The sequence below is a fragment of the Janthinobacterium sp. PC23-8 genome (assembly GCF_002250505.1).
Lineage (GTDB): Bacteria > Pseudomonadota > Gammaproteobacteria > Burkholderiales > Burkholderiaceae_D > Janthinobacterium.
Genome location: NZ_NJGY01000001.1, coordinates 715,632 through 735,859, shown reverse-complemented (window position 1 = coordinate 735,859; position 20,228 = coordinate 715,632). Strand labels below are relative to the sequence as shown.

The following is a 20,228-nucleotide window of genomic DNA, read 5'->3' as shown; positions in this document are numbered from 1 at the left end:
CCGGGTTCGCCCGGCTTTTTTGTGGCCTTTTTTTCGCTCATTTTCAGCCCTTTATTTTTGCCCGCACGCCGAAGCGGGTATAATTCGCGCCATGAACGCCCCCTCAGATCCACAACTGGATTCCCTCCGCATACCGCCGCATTCGATCGAAGCAGAACAATCCGTCATCGGTGGCCTGCTGCGCGATAATGCCGCGTATGACCGCATTGCCGATTTCATGCATGCGGATGACTTCTATCGCTATGACCATCGCATCATCTTCGAGCAAATCGTCAAGATGGTGAACGCCTCCAGGCCGGCCGATGTCATTACTGTTTTTGAAACCCTGACCCAGCTCGGCAAGGCCGAGGATGTGGGCGGACTCGCTTACCTGAACGCGATGGCGCAAAACACGCCATCGGCCGCCAATATCCGGCGCTACGCCGAGATCGTGCGCGACCGCGGCGTGCTGCGCAAACTCATCACCGTGGCCGACGATATTTCGGGCACGGCCTTCAGCCCGCAAGGCAAGGAAGTCAAGCAGATGCTTGACGAGGCCGAATCGAAGATCTTCGCGATTGCTGAAGAAGGCGCGCGCGGCGCCCAGGGCTGGACCGCGATCCAGCCGCTGCTGACGCAGGTGGTCGAGCGCATCGACGAGCTCTACAGCCGCGACAACCAGAGTGAAATCACCGGCGTGCCGACCGGTTTCATCGACCTCGACCGCATGACCTCGGGGCTGCAGCCCGGTGATTTGGTCATCGTCGCCGGCCGCCCGTCGATGGGCAAGACGGCGTTTTCCGTCAATATCGGCGAGAACGTGGCCATCGACAGCGGCTTGCCGGTGGCCGTGTTCTCGATGGAGATGGGTGGCGCCCAGCTGGCCATGCGTATGCTCGGCTCGGTCGGCCAGCTCGACCAGCACCGCCTGCGCACGGGACGGCTGAACGACGAAGACTGGCCGCGCCTGACCAATGCGATCCAGAAGATGAACGACGCGCAGTTGTACATCGACGAAACGCCGGCCTTGAATTCGATCGAATTGCGTGCCCGCTCGCGCCGCCTGTCGCGCCAGTGCGGCAAGCTTGGCCTGATCATCGTCGACTACTTGCAACTGATGTCGGCCAATTCGCCCGGCGACAACCGCGCCACCGAGATTTCCGAGATTTCACGCGGCCTGAAAGGGCTGGCAAAAGAACTCGGTTGCCCGGTGATCGCGCTGTCCCAGCTGAACCGCTCGCTGGAGCAGCGCCCGAACAAGCGTCCGGTGATGTCTGACTTGCGCGAATCGGGCGCGATCGAGCAGGATGCCGACGTGATCCTGTTCATTTACCGCGACGAGGTCTACAACCCCGATTCGCCCGACAAGGGCACGGCCGAGATCATTATCGGCAAACAGCGTAACGGGCCGATCGGCAGCATCCGCCTTACCTTCATGGGACAGTACACCAAATTTGGCAATTACAGTGGTGGCCTGGCGCTTTACCAGGGCGATTAGCACAGCAGCACTGGCATTCCATCGGCCGCCCCCCAGCCAACGGCGGGGCGGCATTCTGCAGTAAATAACACGACTCAATGCTTAACGGAGAATGACATGTTTGGACGCTTGATGCCCACAGAGGGCAAGTTTTTTGAATTGTTTAACCAGCACGCGGAACTGTGCGTCAAGGGCGCCAAAGAGATGCTGGGCCTGATGACCAATTTCGACGACCTGGAAAACCGCGTGCATGCCATCGAGAGCATCGAAAAACAGGCCGACAAGGTGACCTACGCCACCGTCGAAATGCTGCACAAGACCTTCATCACGCCGATCGACCGCGACGACATCCACCAGCTGATCACGCGCCAGGACGATATCCTCGATCTGCTGGAAGACGCGGCCCAGACCGTTTCCCTGTATGACCTGAAAGCCGTCACGCCGGAAGCCAAGCGCCTGGCCGAACTGGTGCTGGCCTGCACCGAAAAAGTGCGCGACGCCGTCGCCCTGCTGCACAATATGGACAACTCGCGCAAGATCGTCGCCATCTGCGAAGAGATCGACCGCCTCGAATCCGACGCCGACCACGTGATGCGCGCCGCCATGTCCAAATTGTTCCGCGACGAGCCGGACGTGCGCAACCTGATCAAGATGAAGGCGATCTACGAGCTGCTGGAAACCGTAACCGACCGTTGCGAAGATGTGTCCAATATTATCGAAGGCATCATCGTCGAAAACGCGTAAGCGTTGGGCATGTCCTGAACCAGAATCAGAAAAGAACCTAATAATGACCATACAAATCAGCATTTACGTGCTAGGCCTGTTGATCGCCCTGGCGCTGCTGTTTGACTTCATGAATGGCTTCCACGATGCCGCCAACGCGATCGCCACGGTGGTTTCGACGGGCGTATTGAAACCGCAGACTGCGGTTGCCATGGCCGCCACCTTCAACTTTGTCGCCATTTTCGTGTTTCACCAGCTGACCGTGGCCGCCACGGTAGGCAAGGGCACCATCGATCCGACGGTGATCGACCAGTACGTGATCTTCGGCGCGCTGATGGGCGCCATCTTCTGGAACCTGTTTACGTGGTACTACGGCATTCCGTCGTCATCCTCGCACGCGCTGATCGGCGGCCTGGTGGGCGCGGCTGTCGCCAAGTCCGGCACCGGCGCGCTGGTCGCGGCAGGCCTGTGGAAAACCGTTGCCTTTATCGTCATCGCACCCGTGCTCGGCTTTGTGTTCGGCTCGATCATGATGCTGATCGTGTCGTGGATTTTTGTGCGCTCGACGCCGCGCAAGGTCGACAAATGGTTCCGCCGCCTGCAACTGGCCTCGGCCGCCGCCTACAGCCTGGGCCACGGCGGCAATGACGCCCAGAAAACCATCGGCATCATCTGGATGCTGCTGATCGCCGCCGGTTATTCCAGCGCGGCCGACGCCATGCCGCCGCTGTGGGTCATTATCTCGTGCTACACGGCGATCAGCTTCGGCACCCTGTTCGGTGGCTGGCGCATCGTCAAGACCATGGGCCAGAAGATCACCAAGCTGAAACCGGTGGGCGGCTTTTGCGCCGAAACCGGCGGCGCCATCACCCTGTTCGTGTCGACCGCGCTCGGCATTCCTGTGTCGACCACGCACACCATCACCGGCGCCATCGTCGGCGTCGGCTCGGCGCAGAAGATGTCGGCCGTGCGCTGGGGCGTGGCGGGCAATATCGTGTGGGCCTGGATCTTCACGATTCCAGCCTCGGCGTTTGTCGCCGCAGTGGCTTGGTGGATCGGCCACCACATCATGTAATGGCGTATCGATACCATTGAAAAGGGAGCCGTTCAGGCTCCCTTTTTTTATCCCCCGTTCTGCGCCGGTCTTGCGCGCCGGCGCGCATAGCCGATGCGCAGCCCCACCAGCAGCGCCAGGAACACGAAGGGGGAGGCACCCATCACGGCAAGGGTGGCGCCGTAGCCGCAAGCGCCTTCGGACGCGCTGCCGAACTAGGAGCAGGGCAGCACTTCGAGCGCCACGAAGCCGAGCACGGCGGTCGCCAGGCCGGCAAGCAGGGCCTGGCCGGCGATGGTCAGCAGATTTTTCATGAGGGTCGCGCCTGCAGAGTGGACAAGAAAAAGGAGCCGCAGCTCCTTTCGTAGCGCATCTTACTGGCCGCGTGGTCCCTTGTCACCACCTTGATGTTCCTTCAGGCCGTCATTCTGGCGGATCGCGCCTTTGTCCTGCTCGGCCTGCTGGCGGCTTTTGTTCGCTTCATGCTGGGCTTGCTGATCTTCGCGCTGCTGCTGTTCGCGCGCTTTTTCGCTTTGCTGGGTCATGGTGCTCTCCTTGGGTAATGAAGGTTCATCATGCACATTGTTGGCGCAGCAGACTGTTCGCTGTCCAACACAGCACCATCCTGATTGGCATGAAAAACATTGACGCTATAAAAATAGAGTACTAAAATTTCTTAGTGCTTAAATTTCATAGCGCATTTCTGAAAGTTTGATCATGGATAACATCGCTGGAGCGCCAGTGGAGGGCCGTAATTTTTTTGGTCGCGAACTTGAAGTCATGCGTTTGACTGACATTTTGGCGAATGACGATATTCTGTTGCTTGGACCACGGCGCATCGGAAAAACTTCCATCGGGCGTGCTGTCATGCAAAAGGTGCGTGCTGATGGCTGGCGCAGCGTCGAAATCAATGTCGCCTCCTGCATTGATGAACGAGCTTTTCTTGAAAAACTTGATAGTGCACTGAGGCCAGAACTGGCCTCCCTCGGTGCGAAAGTGACCAGCACCATTTCTGCCGCACTTGCCAGCGTTGCAAGTCGCATCAAGTCCATCAAGCTTTCCGTTCCCTGTGCCGCCGGTGTAGGAGTGGAAATTGCCGAAGGGGCGACGGAGGAGTGGACCAAGGTGGGTTGTGAAGTTTTGCAATTGATTGCACAGGTGGAGCAACGGTGGCTGATCTACATCGATGAGCTGCCTATCATGCTGTTCAATATCATGCGTAGCGATCCTGTCACCGGCGTGCAGCGGGTGCGTCGTTTTCTTGACTGGTTCCGCAACGATGTGCGTGGTTTGCCAGGCGCGCAGAGTGTGCGATGGCTCGTTTCCGGTTCGATCGGGCTTGATACATTGGTACAGCAGCATGGCATGGCCGATACCATCAATAGCTTGAGCCATCAGGGACTGCCGGCATTTAAAGATGAAGTGGCCGTCGGCATGCTGATGGCGCTGGCTGGCCGCTATCAGATGGCATTCCATGAAGACGATGCGCGCAGCATGGTGGACGCCATCAAATGGTCGCAGCCTTACTATCTGCAAACGGCCTTTCACCATTTGCGCAGTCTGATGGTGGCTAACCCCGGCATTGGCGCCGGCACGTTGATCGACGCTGCGATAGAGACGATGGTGCAGCCCGGCAGTGACAATGACTTTCATCACTGGATAACCAGACTGGAACAGCAGCTGGACCGAGCCAGTGCCGGGCATGCGATCGCCCTGCTCAATTTCGCTGCCAACGATCCGCTTGGCGTGAGGCCAGAGGCATTGCTGAACATAATCGAAGAGCGTCTGCCCAGTGTGCTGCCTGAAGACGCGCGGCGCATCTTTATCAACCTGCGCGACATACTCGAACGCGATGCGTACTGGTGGCCTGATGAAAAATCGGGTAACAAACGCTACCGGTTCCGGCTGGAACCGTTGCGCCGCTGGTGGATGAGAAGGAATACGCTGTAATGAGTATGACTTCCCACTACAATCCCGACTGGCTCAGCGATGACGCCTTACTGGCCAATTTTGTTGCTCGTCAACACGATTTTACGTTCCTGCGAGATGAGTTATCGCACGCTTCCCTGGAAGGTAACGTTCAGCACTATTTGCTGGTCGGCGTACGGGGGGCTGGCAAGACCACCTTGCTGAAAAGGCTGGCCGTTGCCATTCGTCGCGATACTGACTTGAACGCGCATTTGATTGCGTTGTCATTCCCCGAAGAGATGTATCAGGTCAAAAATCTGGCCGACTTCTGGTGGGCTGCTTGCGATGCGCTTGCTGACGAACTCGATTTTTTGAAGCGCGAGGGGGAGGCAGATGACTTGATGGCGGCGATTGCAACCGCACGCCGCAACGACGACCGGAATAATCCGGTATCCGATGTCGCCTTCAAATTATTGCAGCAAACGTGCGCGCGGCTCAAACTGCGCCCTGTGATGCTGGTCGATAACCTCGACATGGTATTTCAGCGTATCGACAAGAACGGCCGCAAACTCAATGATCCGCATGCGCCCGCCTATTGGGCCTTGCGCGAAGCACTCTCGACCAGCACCTCCCCGATTGTCATTGGCGGCTCCGTACGCCTGTCGGCACCCTTCAAGGATTACGACAAGGCCTTTTATGATTTCTTCCTGCCCAAGCGCCTGGGCAAGTTGAGTCTGGATGAGGCGCGTCTGGTGCTTGATCGGCTTTCCGAAGCGCAGCGCTTGCCTGACTTGCAGGAGCGCCTGCGTGCGCGCCCTGGCCGCATCGAGGCCCTGTTTGAACTGACAGGTGGCAATCCGCGCGCGCTGGGACTCATTTTTGAGCTATTGCGCAGTGGTCCAAACAGCCGCGCGGTGGAAGATTTTGAGCGCCTGATGGATATCACCACGCCGTACTACAAGGCACGGATAGAAGATTTGTCGGAGCAAGCGCAAGTCATCATGCATGCGCTGGCCGTGTACGGCATCGCCGCCGCCGATGGCTTGCGATTTGGTCATACGGCTGCCGAAATCGGCGGTCACTCCGGCTTGCCGACCACCACCGTTTCCGCCCAATTGGCGATACTTGAAAATGAAGGACTGGTGGAAAAGTCCGCCGATCACGGCCGTACCCAATACCGGATTGCGGAGCAGTTATTTCGACTATGGTTGCAGATGCGCGGTACGCGGCGGATTCGTCAGAATGTTATTGGGCTGACCAAGTTTTTTGAGGCTATGTACGATGCCAACGAGTTGCGTGAGAAGTTGAAGGAGGATTGTGGAGCAAGTGCGTTGGCTGATGCTAAATTTGCGTTTGCAGTGGCAGCCATGCAAGAGGCCGCTTCTCATCGCGGTGAGTTAGAAGCTTTCGGCACCGATCGCTTGCAATCGCACGTAAGAAATCATGGGGGGAATCTGGACGAGTATCTCCCGTCGGTTGATGTTTATCCTTCAGCATCTTTAGATGCGCTGCCTTCACTAGTTTTTTCGGCTAAATTTTTGATTGAAAAAGGTATTCTTGCTTGCAGAAGTGGTAATTTTTCTGAGGCTGAAAATGCATTTAGACAGGCTACGATTAGCAACGAAAGAGACCCTAAGGCATGGATATATCTTGCCAATTTACTATCCGGCAGTTTGAATCGCTATGAAGAAGCTGAATTTGCATATCGTAAAGCCATAGAAATTGACTCGGTTGATTTCCCGTGGTTATTGTTTGGAATGTTGTTGGATTTGTATTTGCAGCGTTTTGATGAGGCGGAGAAAATATATCGCAAGGCAATTGAAAGCATGCCGTTAGCTGCCGATCCATGGCTTGCGCTAGGTGCTATGCTTACAAAGCAATCAAGTCGTTATGAGGAAGCAGAAGCCGCCTTGCGCAAGGCAATTGAACTCAACCCTTCCAATGTGCGGTCTTGGCTTGCAATTGGTGATTGGAATGAGAAGTTACAGCTTTACGAAGAAGCGGAAGCAAGTTATCGAAAGGCGAAAGAACTCGACGAATCTAGTGTAGAGCCATTAATCTCGCTAGGTTGTCTTTTAATACTACATTTTAGTCGGCTTGAAGAAGCAGAGATCATTTTCCGCGACGCAGTGAGGCTCGCTCCCAACGAGGCGACTACTTGGAATTTGCTGGGGCTGGTACTCGAAATGATGGGGCGTGATCAAAACGCATTATCAGCATATGATCAAGGCGCGATATTGCATTCTAACCAGATCCCCGAATGGAAGGAACGTCGTGCCGAGATACGCCTGCGGTTGAGACTGAAAGAGGTTTGTCAATCGATACATGCTGGTGAAATGGGTGCTGTAAAGAAATTTCTGTCTCATGTGTTAGAGGATGCTGAAGACATAGCTGAAGTATTGATCAGTAAAAATTTCGTCGAAGGTTTTTTGGTGCCACTGTTGTCCCAGCCAAATACCGCAGTGTTAATTCTCTTTGAGATGCGGCAGTCGGGTTATGAGCAACATGCAAAACCCTTGATTCTCGCCTTCGAAGCAGCGATTGAGGGGCGTGCCGATATGCTAGCTGAACTTGAACCCGAAGTGCAGGGCGCGACAAGACGCATGTTTGATCGTTTGACTGCAACGCAAGCAAAGCCAAATACACCGGCTTAAGCCAGGTTGACCGTCATCCCCTCGGCCGCCAGGAATACCTGCAACGCGCCCAGCCGCCCGGCAAAGCGCGCCATCACGTCGGCAAACACGGCCTCCAACTGATCGTCGCTGCGGGTCGGTTCGTGGTGGGTGCAGTACAGTTGCTTGGCGCCGCAGCGCAGGGCCAGTTCAAAGGCGGCGTCAAAAGTGCCATGACCCCAGCCGCGCTTGGCTGCATATTCGTCGCGCGTGTACGAGCAGTCCATGATCAGGGCGTCGACGCCGTGAATGGCCGCGTCGATGGCCGCCTGGCGCGCATCGATCGATGACTGGCGCGCCGCATGTGCGCAGGTGCCGGCGGCATGCGGATTGTCGAACGGCTCATGGTCGCCGCTGAAGAACAGCGCGGCGCCGCCCGATTCGATGCGGTAGCCGAGGTTGATCACCGGATGGTTCATTTCGGCATTCGTCACCACCGCGTCGGCCACCGCCATGCGCTCGCCCACAGCCACGGTGCGGTAGTCGATCTCGGCCGCCATGGCCGCTTCGCTGACGGGAAAATAATTGTTCTGCAACTGCGTGGCCATCACGTGTTCGATGCCGTTACCAAACGCGTCTGCCGCACCATACAGGCGCACATGGCTGCCGTGCATGAACAGCGGCGCGAACATGGGCAGGCCGTGGATATGGTCCCAATGGCTGTGGGTGATCAGGATGTGCGCCGCGACCGGGCCCCGCGGCAGTGCGCTGGCCAGGGCAAAGATGCCGCTGCCGCCGTCGAGTATCAGCAGGGCGCCGCCTGCCGTGCGCACTTCGATGCAGGTCGTGTTGCCGCCGTAGCGCACCGTGTGCGGGCCGGGAGAGGGGATCGAACCGCGCACTCCCCTGAAGGTGAATTTCATCGCTGCCTTGTTATACTGAAACGATTGTTGATTCTATTCTAATTGCCCGGGCCGTAACGGCATTTTTTTTCCAGATGTTGTGTTTCAGAAATCTATTTCAAGTTATTGCTATTTTGTAATGTACAGATGCCGCTTGCCAACGGTACACTTGTGGCTGTTGCCACTTACCTCTTCCCTATCATGCTGCAGCTGCATCCCGAGCAAATCGCCCAGCGGCTCGACCAGCTGACCGAACTGAGCGTCGAACTGGGCCGTGGCGCGGCGGCAGGCATGCTGCATGGCGGCGATATCACGCCCCTGCTGGAACGGATTGTGCTCGTTGCCAAGGACATGACGGGCGCCGATGGTGGCACCTTGTACCGCCCCGGCGTGGACGGGCGCAGCCTGGAGTTTCATATCAGTATCAACGACAGCCTGGGGCTGCGCCAGGGCGCCAGCGCCGGCGTGGCCGTCGGCGTGCCCGGCGTGGCGCTGTGGCTGGAAGATGGCGCGCCGAATCTTGGCTCGGTGGCGGCGTATGCGGCGCACCGCCGCGTTTCCGTCAATATCGACGATGTGTACCAGTCGGGCGACTTCAATTTCTCGGGCATGCGCGCCTTTGACGGCCATTATGGCTACCGTTCGACGTCGTTCCTGACGGTGCCGATGAGCGACCATGAGGGCGAGCTGATCGGCGTGCTGCAGCTGATCAATGCGCAGGATCGCGAGACTGGGGCGGTCATCGCGTTTTCCGCCACCGACCAGCGCTTTATCGAGGCGCTGGCGGCGCAGGCGGCCGTGGCGCTGACCAATCAGCTGCTGCTGCGCCAGCTCGAAGAATTGCTGGAGTCGCTGGTCAACCTGATCAATATCGGCATCGATGAAAAGTCGCCCTACACTGGCCGCCACTGCCAGTTCGTGCCTGAACTGACCATGATGCTGGCCGATGCCGTGCATGCCACGGACCACGGTCCCATGGCCGGTTTCCAGCTCAGCGAGAATGAACGCAAGCAGCTGTGGCTGGCGGGGCTGTTGCACGATTGCGGCAAGATCACCACCCCCGTGCATGTGGTCGACAAGGCCACCAAGCTCGAAACCATCTACGACCGCATCGACCTGATCGACACGCGCTTCGAAGTGCTGCTGCGCGACGCCGAAATTGCCGCCTTGAAGGCGCAACTGGCGTCGCCGGCGCAAGCCGGGGAGATCGTGCTGTCCTTGCAAGCTCAGCAAGCGCTGCTGCGCGAAGAGCGCGACTTTTTGCGCCATGCCAATATCGGCGGCGAAGGCATGTCGCCGGCGGAGCAGGAGCGCGTGCGTGCCATCGCGACGCGGCGCTGGATCGGACCCGACGGGGTGGAGCGCGATTTCCTTGACGCCAACGAACTGGAAAATCTCACCATCCGCTTCGGCACCCTGACCGATGTGGAGCGCAAGATCATCAACAACCATATCGCGGTGTCGATCCGCATGCTCGAAGCGCTGCCCTGGCCCAAGCATCTGCAAAAGGTGCCCGAATATGCGGGCGGCCACCATGAACGCATGGATGGCAAGGGCTATCCGCGCGGCCTCACACGCGAGCAGATGTCGGTGCCGGCGCGGCTGATGGCGATCGCCGATATTTTCGAAGCGCTGACAGCCTGCGACCGGCCCTATAAAAAGGGCAAGTCGCTGTCCGAGTCGCTGCGCATTCTGGGACAGTTCAGCCTGAACGGCCATATCGACCCCGACCTGTTTGACGTGTTTATTCGCAGCAAGGTGTACCTGGCATTTGCCCACAAGCATATGCAGCCCGACCAGATCGACGCCGTCGACGAGGCCGCCATTCCCGGCTACGTGCCCTGATGCGCTGGCGTTCAGGCTTGTCGAAGCATGGCGCGCGCCTGTTGCTCGGCGCGCTGCTGACCTTGGTGGCCGCCTGCGCCAGCATCGGTTTGTTCGGTGGCGATACGGTTGGCCGGCTCGACGCCATGCTGGGCGACATGCGCATGCGCTTTGAAGCGCCGCAGCTCGACAAGCGCATCGTGATCGTCGATATCGATGAAAAAAGCCTGAACCAGATCGGCCGCTTTCCCTGGGGCCGCGACGTGCAGGCACGCCTTGTCACTCAGCTCACAAGCCACTATGGCGTGGCGGCGGTCGGCTTCGATATTTCGTTTCCCGAGCCCGACACCAGTTCCGGCTACGGCGTGCTCGACAGCCTGGCCAAGGGCGAGCTGGCCGGCGTGCCGGGCCTGCGCAGCCAGCTCGAACGGCTCAAACCCCAGATGGACTACGACGCCCTGTTTGCCGAGGCGATGCGCGGCCAGCCGGTGGTGCTCGGCTATAGCGTGTCGGACCGGCAAAAGAAGGGTGTCTTGCCCAGGCCGGCTTTCACAGTGGACGACCTGAATGGGCGCACGCTAACGGCGTTTACCGCGCCCGGCTATGAAGCCAATCTGGCGCAATTGCAACAGGCGGCGCAAGGCGCCGGCATCTTCACGGCCCTGACCGACAGCGACGGCGTGCTGCGCTCGTCGACCCTGCTGCAGCGTATTGGCGACGGCTATTATCCGTCGCTGTCCCTGGCCACCGCCAGCGCCTACCTGAAGGCGCGCGCGATTGCGCCCGTGTTCAGCCAGGCTGCGGATGCGATGTCCGAGGCCGAGCGCGAGCATGGCGGCCTGGACCGCATTGCCATGTTTACGCCGCGCGGGCGGCTGTCGATCCCGGTGGGCGAAGCCCTGACCACCACCATCGAGTTTCGCGGCAAGGGCGGCCCGGACGGCGGCGCCTTCCGCTATGTGTCGGCGGCCGATGTCCTGATGGGAGCGGTGCCGGCGGACGTGCTGCACGGCGCCATCGTGCTGGTGGGCACCACTGCCGCCGGCCTGAACGATATTCGCGCCACGCCCGTCAACGCCGAGTTTCCCGGTGTGGAAGTACACGCCAACCTGATCAAGTCGATACTCGACGGCCATTTCAAGTCGCGTCCCGACTACGCGCTGGCGATCGAGTTCGGCCAGGTGGTGCTGGTGGGCCTGCTGCTCGGCGGCGCGCTGGCGCTGGCCACGCCGGCGGCGGCCGTCTTGCTGGCCGGTGGCGCGCTGGCCGGCGCGCTGGGCCTGAACTGGTGGCTGTATCAGCACTTTGACGCGGTACTGGACAGCGCCGTGCTGCTGCTGATGATCACGGCGCTGTTCGTCGCCAACCTGGCCTGGGGTTACTTTTTCGAAGTGCGCAAGGGCAGGGCGCTGGTGTCGCGCTTTGGCCAGTACGTGGCGCCTGAACTGGTGGCGCAGATGGCCGACAATCCCGACCGCTACAGCATGGATGGCGAAAGCCGCGAACTGACGGTGCTGTTTGCCGACGTGCGCGGCTTTACGGCCATTTCGGAGCAGATGACGCCGCAAGAGCTGCGCGAGTATATCAACCTGTACCTGACGGCCATGTCGGAAGATATCCGTGACAGCCACGGCGGCACGCTGGATAAATATATCGGCGATGCCGTGATGGCGTTCTGGGGCGCCCCGGTGGCGTTTGCCGATCATGCGGGCCGCGCCGTGTCCAGCGCCCTGCTGATGCAGAAGAGCGCAGCGCGCCTGAACACTGACTTTCAGGCGCGCGGCTGGCCGCCGCTGCAGATCGGCATTGGCCTCAACAGTGGCCTGATGCATGTGGGCGACATGGGTTCGCGCATTCGCCGCGCCTATACCGTGATGGGCGACGCCGTCAATCTGGGCGCGCGCCTGGAAGGCATTACCAAGGTGTATGGCGTGGGCATTGCCGTGAGCGAATTTACGCGCGCGCAGGCGCCGCAATTCGCTTACCGCGAACTGGACCGCGTGCGCGTCAAGGGCAAGACCGAACCGGTGGCCATTTTCGAGCCGCGCGGCTTGCTCGCAGAAGCCGACGCCGGGGAACTGGCGCTGCTGGACAATTGGTCGCGCGTCCTGGGGCTGTTGCGTGCACGCGACTGGGATGGCGCCGAGGCAATCTTGCTGAACCTGCCAGACGATGGGCTGCGCCGGCTGTATTGCGCGCGCCTGCGCCAGTATCGCAGCGATCCCCCTGGCAAGGACTGGGATGGCGTGACCAACTTCGAGACAAAATAACCATCGGTAGCATAGAAATTTCTGACTGGAAATCAGAATCCGTCTAAACTTTGCTTTTAATCAATTGATGGTCCAGCCGCGCCTGGCTGGCCATGCAACCACAAGAATTCTCACACATGAATGATCGTCTGGTGCGCCTGCTTGCAGGTTCCGCGCTGTTGCTGTGCGCGGCATGCGCAAACGCCCAATCTCCGCAAGCCGCTGCCGACGCCGGTACGCCCGACGCTGGTATTCCACGTTTCGATATCACCCGTTACGAGGTCAGTGGCGACACCTTGCTCGGCGCGCCACTGGTGCAGGCACTGGTGGCGCCGTTTGCCGGCCGGCAGCGCGACTTTGGCGATATCCAGCAGGCCGTCGAGGCGCTGGAAAACGCTTACCGCGAGCGCGGCTATACGATGGTGCTGGTGGGCTTGCCGGAGCAGGAGCTCGACCAGGGTGCCGTTCGCCTGAACGTGGTGCAGACCCAGGTCGGCAAGGTCGTCATTTCCGGCAACCAGTATGTGGACGAGGCCAATGTGCGCCGCGCGCTGCCGGCCCTGGTCGAGGGCCAGACGCCGAACATGCCGGCGCTGGGCGAAAGCCTGAAGCTGGCCAATGAAAACCCGGCCCGCAAGCTCGAAGTCAAGCTGGCCGGCGGCGAGGCCGAAGGCACGGTCGACGCCGGCATCACGGTGGTCGATGAACGCGCCTGGAAAGCCACGCTCAACGTCGACAATACCGGCAGCAAGGACTCCGGCAAAACCCATGCCGGCGTGGTGCTGCAGCACGCCAACCTGTGGGGGCGCGACCATGTGGCCAGCTTGCAATACACCACGTCGGTTGAACACAGCAGGCAGGTCGGCGTGTATGGCGTTGGCTACCACGTGCCGCTGTATGCGCTCGGCGACTCGGTGGATGTGTTTGCCAGTTATTCCAACGTCGATTCGGGCACGGTGTCGGCCGGCATCGTCGACCTGGCCGTCAGCGGCCGCGGCGCCACCGCCGGCGTGCACTACAACCAGAATTTCGGCAAGCGCGACGACTATGAACCAAAGCTGGTCTATGGCCTGGATTTCAAGGCCTACCGCAACAGCCTGCGCTTCTTCGGCACGGAACTGGGCACGGACGTGACCGTGCATCCCGTCAGCATCGCCTATATCGGTACCTGGAGTTTACCGCGCGGCGAGGCCAGCGCGGGGGTGACGTTGGCGCGTAATATTCCTGGTGGCAACAATGGCAATCAGCGCGACTTCACCCTGGCGCGTGCCGGCGCCAAGGCCGGCTACAGCACCGTGCGCGTCAGTGGCAGCTACAGCCAGGTGCTGGAGCAGGACTGGCAATGGCGCGCGCTGTTCAACGGCCAGTACACGGCCGATGCGCTGGTGCCGGGCGAGCAGTTCGGCGTTGGCGGCGCGGCCACCGTGCGCGGTTTTCTCGAACGCGAAGTGGCCAATGACAGTGGCGCGAATCTGAACCTGGAACTGTACACACCGAACTGGTGCGGCGAGGGCAGCTACCAGTGCCGCGCGCTGGCCTTCTACGACACGGGCTGGGTGCGCCGCAATCATGCGCTGCCCGCCGAAATCAACAGCATGGCGATCGGTTCGGCGGGCCTGGGCCTGCGTATCTTGCTGAGCCGCTACGCCAATCTACAGCTCGATTACGCCCATGTGGTCAACCCCGGCCAGACGGGGCGCCGCGACGCCAACCGCCTGCATTTCAGAGTTGCGCTGTCGTACTGATGTACTGTACTGAGCCCCAAGGATAAAACATCATGACCAAACCAAAACCGTTGCGCACCCTGGCCGCTGGCCGATCCTTCGAGCCGCCGCTGCGCCGCACCGCGCTGGCCCTCTTGATTGCCGCCTGTTTCAATGCTGCCCACGCCAATCCGGTCTTGCCGCAAGTGGTGCATGGTCAGGCCACGTTCAATCAGCAGGGCAATCTGTTTACGATCACCAACACGCCCAATACCATCATCAACTGGCAGAGTTTTTCCGTCAATCCGGGCGAGATCACGCGCTTTCTCCAGCAAAACGCCGGCAGTAGCGTGCTCAACCGCATTACGGGACAAGACCCCAGCAAGATCCTCGGTTCCCTGCAGTCGAATGGCAAAGTGTTCCTGATCAATCCGAATGGCGTGCTGTTCGGCCGCGATGCGAAGGTCGATGTGGCAGGCCTGGTGGCGTCGAGCCTGGCGCTGTCGAACCAGGATTTCCTGGCTGGCAAGATGAACTTCAATGCCGGCGACAAGGCCGGGGCCGTCATCAACCAGGGCTCGATCAACGCCGGCAGCGGCGGGCAGATATTGCTGATCGCGCCTAACGTGGAAAACAGCGGCATCCTCACCGCGCCCAATGGCGATGTGCTGCTGGCCGCCGGTCACAGCGTGCAACTGGCCGACGCGGCCAATCCTGACTTGCGCGTGGTGTTGTCGGCGCCCACCGACCAGGCCATCAATATCGGCCAGGTGGTGGCGCAGGGCGGGCGCATCGGCATGCTGGGTGCGCTGCTGAACCAGCGCGGCGTGCTCAACGCCAACAGCGCGGTGGTCGGCGAGAACGGCAAGATCGTGCTCAAAGCCACGGGCAAGACGCTGCTGGAAAACGGCAGCATGACCAGCGCCACCAGTGCGGCGGGCAAGGGCGGCGAGATCACGGTATTGGGTGAGCAGGTCGGCATGCAGGGCAATGCCAGGGTCGACGCCAGCGGCGCCCTTGGCGGCGGCACGGTCTTGCTGGGCGGCGACTACCAGGGCAAGAACCCGGCGATTGCCAATGCGCGCCAGGTGGCTGTCGGCAAGGACGCCACCATTGCCGCGGACGCCATTCAAAGCGGCGACGGCGGCAAGGTCATCGTGTGGGGCAATGAGACGGCGCGCGTGTTCGGCAGCATTTCGGCGCGCGGCGGCGCGGCCTCGGGCAATGGCGGCCTGGTGGAAACCTCGGGCCACTACCTTGCCGTCGACGGCATCCGTGTCGATACCGGTGCGCGGCGCGGCAAGGCCGGCAACTGGCTGCTTGATCCCTACGATATCGAGATCGTCGACAGCAACTGCGTCTACAACAACAGCTTCAGTAATTGTGGCGTCAGCTACAATCCTGACACTGGCATCAACATCACGATCCCCTACTACGGCAACTTCTACGGCCAGTTGCAAAACGTGGACCAGTTCGACGATGCGCCGTCGGCGGGCACCGCCTATATCGGCGCTGGCACGATTTCCTCTGCCACCACCCCCGTCACCTTGCAGGCGACGCACCGCATCAGCTTCAACCGCCCCATCAATATGGCCAGCGACGGCGTGAGCATCACTGCGACTGCCGGCGAGCGCATCGATGTCAACGCGCCGATTACCACCCGGGGCGGTGCGGTGACCTTGTCGGCCAATGACGCGAGCAGCGGCCACGCCGCCAGCGCCACCGGCGTTGTCAATCTGAATGCGGCGATCAGCACCAATGGCGGCACCACCAACCTGTCGGGCGCCAGCGTGACCGGCGCCGGCACCGTCAACGCCGGTGGCGGCAACTTGACCTTGCGCGCCAATGACAGCAGCGGCGGCATCAGCTTGAGCGGCAGCGCCGACGGCAATCAACTGACCGGCGGCACGCTGCGGTTGGAAGCGGACAATATCAGTTATGGCAGCTACATCCGAGGCAAGAGCGTCACGCTGACGCCGATGACTTTCGGGCGCCCGATTACACTGGGCGTGGTCGGCGACAAGCCGACCGACAGCCTGGGGTTGACCAATGCCGAATTATTCCAGGTCGTCGCCAATACGCTGACCGTCGGCGGCAGCAGTGCCGGCACCATCAATCAAACCGGCGCGCTGAGCATCAGCGATTACGTCACCAATCTCGAGTTGAGTAGCGGCGTCGGCATCAATCTGAACAGTTTTTTCACCGTGCTGCATAACCTGAAGCTGAACGTTGGCGGCGATGGTGGCGGCGGCGACAATCTGATCACCTCGATCAACCCGCTCAATGTCAGTGGCGAGTTTTCCCTCGAAAGGGGCAACTGGGTCCAGAATAGCGCCAGCCTGCCGCCGTTTTCGGCCAACAGCTTCAGGATAGACGGCGGCAGCTTCTTGCGCGTCAAGGGCGGCAATGGCGACCTGGTCACGCCGTACCAGATCGCCGACGTGTATGGCCTGCAAGGTATAGCCACGCAAACCTACAACAAGAATTACATTCTGGCGGCCAATATCGACGCCAGCGGCACGGCCAACTGGAACCGGGGCAGCGGGCGCACCGGTTTCGCGCCGCTGTTCGATGGTGACGGCGCACCGTATGCAGGCACGTTCGACGGCGCTGGTCACAGCATCAGCGGCCTGACCATCAACGGCGGCGACAGCCCCTCGTCTTTTGGCAGCGGCTTGTTTGCAAGTTTGCAGGGTGGCACCATCCGCAACCTGACCATGGTGGGTGGCAGCGTGGCCGGTGGCAAGAACGTGGGCGCGGTGGTGGGCAACAATGTCGGCGGCACGATCAGCAACGTGAGCAGCAGCATGGCGGTCAGCGGCAACATCTATGTCGGTGGCCTGGTGGGCGCCAACAGAGGGGTGATCCGCAACGCCAGTGCCAGCGGCACTGTGACGGGCTTCGCTTCCGGCAATATGAACGGTTCGTACGTGGGCGGTCTGGTCGGCTCCAACCTCGGCATTGACGACGGCAGTGAGCAGCGCGGCACCATCACGGTGGCGCGCGCCACTGGCGACGTCAACGCCTCCGGCAGCCGGGTCGGAGGCCTGGTCGGCAATAACGATGGCGATATTTCGCAAGCGTACGCCACCGGCGCCGTGGGCGGCGCGGCCAGTGTCGGCGGCCTGGTCGGACGTAATGGCGGCGCCATCGCCGACGCCTATGCAACCGGCACCGTTGGCCTGGCCAGTCCGGTCGACGAGATCCTGTCCCGACAGAACATCGGCGGCGTGATCGGCTGGAGCGTGGCGGGCAGCAGCGCCCGCCGGCTGTATTTCAGCGGTAGCGTGTCGGGCAGTGATTTTGCATCGGATACGGTGGGCGCCGTGGTCGGGCGCGCCGATGCGGGCGCCGTTGTGGGGGCGGCCTATTTCAATGCCGATACGGCCGGCACGCCTTTCGACCGGGGTGGAGCCAGCGGGCGCAATGCTCAGGACATGCAGAAGCAAAGCAGCTTCGGCGGCTTCAATTTTGACGACAATCCCGTCTGGCGCATTTACGAGGGCCATACCACGCCGCTGTTGAAGGCGTTCCTGACGCCCTTGCAGGTGAGCGCCAGCGGCGCGGCCAGCAGGGTCTACGATGGCCAGGTGGCAGGCGTCGGTCCGCTCAGCTATGCCGGCCTGCTCAATGGCGACGTGGCTGCCAGCGGCACGGCCAGTTACGGCGAAGCTCGCAATGTCGGCACTTATGCGCTGGGCGGCCTGTGGTCGACCCAATACGATATCAGCTATGCCGGTACCACCAGCGTGGCCATCACGCCGCGCCCCCTGAGCGTGATCCTCGGCGGCAGCAAGGTGTATGACGGCCAGCTTGGCTTTGCCAATGCGACCCTCAGCCTGGACAACGCCGTCGGCGGCGACACCCTGGGCGTGACCGGCACCGCGCAATTCGTCGACAAGAACGCCGGCACCGCCAAGGCCGTCAATCTCACCGGCCTGGCCTTGTCGGGTAACGAGCTGGGCAACTACAGTCTGGCGGCGACCGGCAGCGGTACGGCAGAGATCAGCCGCGCCAGGGTGAGCCTTGGCAGCGTGAGCGTGGCCAATAAAACTTACGACGGCAACACCAACGCCAGCCTCAGCGGCAGCCTGACCGGCGTGATCGGCGGCGACCAGGTCCAGCTGTCGGGCGCCTCGGCCAGTTTCACCGACAAGAACGTGGGCGCGGCCAAGGACGTCAACTACAGCGTGACGGGCAGCAACCTCAGTGGCAACGACGCCGGCAACTATGTGCTCAATACCGCCGAAGGCAGGACCAGTGCCGCCATTACGGCGCGCACGCTCAATCTTGGCTTTACTGGTGTTAACAAAACCTACGATGGCGGCACGGCAGCGACCGTGACGGTCACCGATGATCGCGTCAAGGATGACGTGCTGACGGCGTCGGTTGATGCCGTGTTTGGCGACAAGAATGCGGGCAGCCGCAAACCCATCACGGTGACGGGAGCCAGCCTTGCGGGCACGGATGCGGCCAACTACGCGCTGGGCAATACCGGCGGCACGGCAATAGCCGATATCACGCAGCGGACCCTGAACCTGGCGTTTGCCGGTGCCAGCAAGACCTACGACGGCGGCAAGGCAGCAGTGGTGACGATCAGCGATGACCGTGTAAAGGACGACGTGCTGACGGCGAATGCCACCAGTACGTTTTCCGACAAGAATGCCGGTACGGGTAAAACCATTACCGTGAAGGACGCCGCCCTGTCCGGTGCGGATGCGGCCAACTATACGTTGGGCAATACCGGCGGCACGGCCACGGCCGATATCACGCAGCGCACCCTGAACCTGGCGTTTGCCGGTGCCAGCAAGACCTACGACGGCGGCAAGGCAGCAGTGGTGACGATCAGCGACGACCGTGTAAAGGACGACGTGCTGACGGCGAATGCCAGCAGTGCGTTTTCCGACAAGAATGCCGGTACGGGTAAAACCATTACCGTGAAGGACGCCGCCCTGTCCGGTGCGGATGCGGCCAACTATACGTTGGGCAATACCGGCGGCACGGCCACGGCCGATATCACGCAGCGCACCCTGAATCTGGCGTTTGCCGGTGCCAGCAAGACCTACGACGGCGGCAAGGCAGCAGTGGTGACGATCAGCGATGACCGTGTAAAGGACGACGTGCTGACGGCGAAGGCCACCAGTGCGTTTTCCGACAAGAATGCCGGTACGGGTAAAACCATTACCGTGAAGGACGCCGCCCTGTCCGGTGCGGATGCGGCCAACTATGTATTGAGTTCGACCAGCGGCGCCACCACTGCCACGATTACCCAGCGCGCGTTGGCGCTGGGCTTTGCGGCCGCCGGCAAGACCTATGACGGCAATAACGCCGCCACGGTTCTTGTTAGCGACAACCGCGTGACCGGTGACGTGCTGACAGCAAGTGCGAACGCAGCGTTTGCCGACAAGAATGCAGGTACCAATAAAGTCGTAACGGTGCAGAACGCGAGCCTGTCCGGCGTGGATGCGGCCAACTATGTACTGGGTTCGACCACCGGCGCCACCACTGCGACGATTACCCAGCGCGCGTTGGCGCTGGGCTTTGCGGCCGCCGGCAAGACCTATGACGGCGGCACCGCCGCCACGGTTCTTGTGACCGACAACCGCGTCGCTGGCGACGTTCTGACAGCAAGTGCGAACGCAGCGTTTGCCGATAAAAACGCCGGTGCCAACAAGGGCGTGACGGTGCAGAACGCCAGCCTGTCCGGCGTGGATGCGGCCAACTATGTGCTGGGTTCGACCAGCGGCGCCACCACTGCCACCATTGCGCAGCGCGAACTGGCATTGGGTTTTGCGGC

At 60.9% G+C, this 20,228-nt stretch carries 11 protein-coding genes; 9 read left to right on the top strand and 2 right to left on the bottom strand.

Annotation, left to right across the window (positions count from 1 at the left end; all coding sequences use genetic code 11):
• The first annotated feature begins 91 nt into the window (after positions 1–91).
• The 3 genes from CD932_RS03270 to CD932_RS03260 all read left to right on the top strand — a co-directional run bounded on the left by CD932_RS03270 (position 92) and on the right by CD932_RS03260 (position 3,254).
• On the top strand, positions 92–1,477 hold the full coding sequence (locus tag CD932_RS03270) for a replicative DNA helicase (protein WP_094441378.1): 1,386 nt from the start codon (positions 92–94) through the stop codon (positions 1,475–1,477).
• A gap of 96 nt (positions 1,478–1,573) precedes the next feature.
• Positions 1,574–2,200 (top strand): DUF47 domain-containing protein, encoded by a 627-nt coding sequence (locus CD932_RS03265; protein WP_065310472.1) that lies wholly within the window; start codon positions 1,574–1,576, stop codon positions 2,198–2,200.
• 40 nt (positions 2,201–2,240) lie between these two features.
• Positions 2,241–3,254: an inorganic phosphate transporter gene (locus CD932_RS03260; protein WP_094443426.1), complete on the top strand. Its 1,014-nt coding sequence runs from the start codon at positions 2,241–2,243 to the stop codon at positions 3,252–3,254.
• Between the two features lie 353 nt (positions 3,255–3,607).
• Here CD932_RS03260 and CD932_RS28675 read toward each other — a convergent pair whose 3' ends face one another.
• Positions 3,608–3,778 (bottom strand): hypothetical protein, encoded by a 171-nt coding sequence (locus CD932_RS28675; RefSeq protein WP_176460862.1) that lies wholly within the window; start codon positions 3,776–3,778, stop codon positions 3,608–3,610.
• 172 nt (positions 3,779–3,950) lie between these two features.
• On the opposite strand from CD932_RS28675, the gene CD932_RS03250 reads away from it, so the two are divergent.
• Together CD932_RS03250 and CD932_RS03245 are read left to right on the top strand one after the other, a co-directional pair.
• On the top strand, positions 3,951–5,183 hold the full coding sequence (locus tag CD932_RS03250; RefSeq protein WP_141213157.1) for an ATP-binding protein: 1,233 nt from the start codon (positions 3,951–3,953) through the stop codon (positions 5,181–5,183).
• The gene (locus CD932_RS03245) at positions 5,183–7,795 is read left to right on the top strand and encodes a tetratricopeptide repeat protein (protein WP_094441375.1); all 2,613 of its coding nucleotides are present in this window, start codon (positions 5,183–5,185) and stop codon (positions 7,793–7,795) included. The genes CD932_RS03250 and CD932_RS03245 overlap by 1 nt, the downstream gene beginning before the upstream one ends.
• On the opposite strand, the gene CD932_RS03240 is transcribed toward CD932_RS03245, so the two are convergent.
• Positions 7,792–8,676, bottom strand: a complete 885-nt coding sequence (locus CD932_RS03240; protein ID WP_094441374.1) for an MBL fold metallo-hydrolase — start codon at positions 8,674–8,676, stop codon at positions 7,792–7,794. The genes CD932_RS03245 and CD932_RS03240 overlap by 4 nt on opposite strands.
• 180 nt (positions 8,677–8,856) lie before the next feature.
• Here CD932_RS03240 and CD932_RS03235 point away from each other — a divergent pair, with 180 nt between their 5' ends.
• From CD932_RS03235 to CD932_RS28015, 4 genes are all read left to right on the top strand, one after another.
• A complete protein-coding gene (locus tag CD932_RS03235; protein WP_094441373.1) occupies positions 8,857–10,500 on the top strand; it encodes an HD domain-containing phosphohydrolase in 1,644 nt (547 codons plus the stop codon).
• Entirely contained in the window at positions 10,500–12,749 is a 2,250-nt protein-coding gene (locus CD932_RS03230; protein WP_094441372.1) for a CHASE2 domain-containing protein, read from the top strand. Before CD932_RS03235 ends, CD932_RS03230 begins: the two co-directional genes overlap by 1 nt.
• 116 nt (positions 12,750–12,865) lie before the next feature.
• Entirely contained in the window at positions 12,866–14,473 is a 1,608-nt protein-coding gene (locus CD932_RS03225; protein ID WP_094441371.1) for a ShlB/FhaC/HecB family hemolysin secretion/activation protein, read from the top strand.
• Between the two features lie 32 nt (positions 14,474–14,505).
• The coding region (locus tag CD932_RS28015; RefSeq protein WP_141213156.1) for a YDG domain-containing protein at positions 14,506–20,228 on the top strand (5,723 nt) is incomplete at its 3' end.

Bases quoted from the DNA above. Each gene is read 5' to 3' on its own strand.
- CD932_RS03270 (WP_094441378.1), top strand. From the start codon at position 92: ATGAACGCCCCCTCAGATCCACAACTGGATTCCCTCCGCATACCGCCG.
- CD932_RS03265 (WP_065310472.1), top strand. From the start codon at position 1,574: ATGTTTGGACGCTTGATGCCCACAGAGGGCAAGTTTTTTGAATTGTTT.
- CD932_RS28675 (WP_176460862.1), bottom strand. From the start codon at position 3,778: ATGACCCAGCAAAGCGAAAAAGCGCGCGAACAGCAGCAGCGCGAAGAT.
- CD932_RS03250 (WP_141213157.1), top strand. From the start codon at position 3,951: ATGGATAACATCGCTGGAGCGCCAGTGGAGGGCCGTAATTTTTTTGGT.
- CD932_RS03245 (WP_094441375.1), top strand. From the start codon at position 5,183: ATGAGTATGACTTCCCACTACAATCCCGACTGGCTCAGCGATGACGCC.
- CD932_RS03240 (WP_094441374.1), bottom strand. From the start codon at position 8,676: ATGAAATTCACCTTCAGGGGAGTGCGCGGTTCGATCCCCTCTCCCGGC.
- CD932_RS03235 (WP_094441373.1), top strand. From the start codon at position 8,857: ATGCTGCAGCTGCATCCCGAGCAAATCGCCCAGCGGCTCGACCAGCTG.
- CD932_RS03230 (WP_094441372.1), top strand. From the start codon at position 10,500: ATGCGCTGGCGTTCAGGCTTGTCGAAGCATGGCGCGCGCCTGTTGCTC.
- CD932_RS03225 (WP_094441371.1), top strand. From the start codon at position 12,866: ATGAATGATCGTCTGGTGCGCCTGCTTGCAGGTTCCGCGCTGTTGCTG.